The sequence below is a fragment of the Bartonella sp. CM31XJBT genome (assembly GCF_028618555.1).
Taxonomy (GTDB): domain Bacteria; phylum Pseudomonadota; class Alphaproteobacteria; order Rhizobiales; family Rhizobiaceae; genus Bartonella.
In genome coordinates this window covers 1-2,052 of record NZ_JAQITD010000064.1, presented here as the reverse complement: position 1 = coordinate 2,052, position 2,052 = coordinate 1, and the positions used below count along the sequence as shown (strand labels likewise).

General features: G+C 35.7%; 3 protein-coding genes. All 3 read left to right on the top strand.

Annotation, left to right across the window (positions count from 1 at the left end; all coding sequences use genetic code 11):
- Positions 1-776: type IV secretion system protein (locus PVV63_RS10135; RefSeq protein ID WP_273791746.1), on the top strand; the 776-nt coding region annotated here is incomplete at its 5' end.
- 245 nt (positions 777-1,021) lie between these two features.
- Positions 1,022-1,165 carry a TrwH protein gene (locus PVV63_RS10130; RefSeq protein WP_273791745.1) on the top strand — a complete coding sequence of 48 codons (144 nt, stop codon included), beginning with the start codon at positions 1,022-1,024 and terminating at the stop codon, positions 1,163-1,165.
- Positions 1,162-2,040, top strand: a complete 879-nt coding sequence (locus PVV63_RS10125) for a type IV secretion system protein (protein ID WP_273791744.1) — start codon at positions 1,162-1,164, stop codon at positions 2,038-2,040. Before PVV63_RS10130 ends, PVV63_RS10125 begins: the two co-directional genes overlap by 4 nt.
- Positions 2,041-2,052 lie beyond the last annotated feature (12 nt).

The following is a 2,052-nucleotide window of genomic DNA, read 5'->3' as shown; positions in this document are numbered from 1 at the left end:
TTTCCTCAAAAACAATAGCTACAATTACACCCTTTGTTTCAATCGGTATCACAATTGCTTTCATCATCTATGGTTGGCTCATCATTCGGGGCGCTATAGATATGCCTCTCTCCGGATTTGTAAATCGTTTCCTACGGATAAGTATTATTACTTCAATAGCTCTTACCACAGGACTTTATCAGAGTGAAATTGCGGATTTAATAACACAAATGCCCTATGAGTTATCAAAAGCGCTCATAACAAATCCACTCGATAATACACAATTAATGAATTTACTTGATACAGCAGCAACCAAAGGATTCCAATATGCAGGACGTCTTTTCCAAGAAACCGTCTTCTTCGAAGGCAATGGTCTGCTTTACAGTCTCTTAGGCATCATCATCTTGCTGGCAACAAGCCTCGTAGTCGCAATCGGTGGTGGTCTCGTGCTCCTAACAAAAATCGCTATTACACTTCTCGTAGGATGGGGACCTCTCTTCATCGTTGCTTTGCTCTGGCAACCAACTCATCGCCTTTTCGAACAATGGATAATCCAAGTCGTCAATTATATAATCCTCTTTTTACTCTTAGCCACTGTATTTAATCTGATGATGAATATCTTTGCAAACTATTTGGGCGATATGAAACTCGATTACGACCAGAATATAAGCTTCATGTTTGGGGGAGCTCTCATCTTGTCCATTATATCCATCATGCTGTTACTCAAACTATCAAGCGTTGCCAATTCTCTCGCAAAAGGCATTACATTTGGACATCTATGGAGATATAGAAACTAGATGAGATAAAAAGCAATGGTTCCCGTACCAGACGCCCTTAATACCCATGTGACAAAATAACAAGAATATCCAATCCTACAGTAAAAAATATTCGCACTGAAATTGAGCTGTTTTCATAAATTAAAAAATGAAATTAAGAAAAGATCAATTATCGCAAACTATACACTTTACTTTATGTTCAAAATAATAATAATGACAACAAATATCAGGATATATATATAACAATAAAAAAGAGTTATATTAAAATGAAGTCGATTATTCTTGTAATTTTGATTGCAAACATTTTATCGGCTTGTGCATTAGCACCAAAGCTAAAACAGCCAAATGATAGGAACCGTGTACCTATTAATAAAACAATCCCTGCCGAAATCAAGCGAGGAGACAGATGAAAAAGCGATTTATTATAACAGGAATGATCACCCTTTGGGGAATGCTGAATCTAGCTCCAGCATATGCAAATAGCAAAGATGTGGTGTATGATAGAAATAACAACGAAATCCACCGAACAAAAGACGGTCGAATATATACTACATATTATGGCTTGTCAGATTCAACACGCACTAGAGATGTTAAAGTTAGACGTAAAACAAAGCCAAAATCACCTAAAAAGTCGCGACCTGCTTCAACGCCACAACCTGCTTCAACGCCACAACCTGCTCTATCAGCAGAATATTCGGAAATCCTTCAGCTTTTAAAAAAAGAGGAAATTATTGAGCTCTTAACAAAACAGCTTGAGTTGAAAAAAAAACAAGTTTCACAAATAGAAAAAGCCTATCAAGCTATAACAAAGAATCAGAAAACTGAACCTAAAAAAATTGAATTTTCTAGTTTTTTTCTCAAAGAACCAGAATCGCTCTATAAGAAAGATAAGCTTTCAAGGGAATCATATCAAAAGGTATTAGAGGAAGAAAACAAAATTTCTGGGACTTTTGATAAAATGGGCAAAGCTATTTCGGAGCGTTTACAATTTGCATCGATACAAGATAAAGCTGTAAGTTTAGAAACTTTTGAAAACGTAGAAAATCGTTTTAAATACCTCGAACATCTATTAGATGAAATTCAAAAAAAAGAAAACCTGAAAGATACTGCAGATCTTCAAGCACATATCGATGGTTCGTTAGCCATGATCCAAAATGAATTTATAAAGATGGAAATGGTAGCGCATTTACGTAATGCTGAGCAATCACTTATCAAAAGGAAAAGACGCGAACTTGATATGAAAATTTTTGACCATGAAAAAAACGGGATGCCTACCATACGATAAAAACAAAAGCCA

Coding starts and splice junctions, on each gene's coding strand:
- PVV63_RS10125 (WP_273791744.1), top strand. CDS start 1,162: ATGAAAAAGCGATTTATTATAACAGGAATGATCACCCTTTGGGGAATG.
- PVV63_RS10130 (WP_273791745.1), top strand. CDS start 1,022: ATGAAGTCGATTATTCTTGTAATTTTGATTGCAAACATTTTATCGGCT.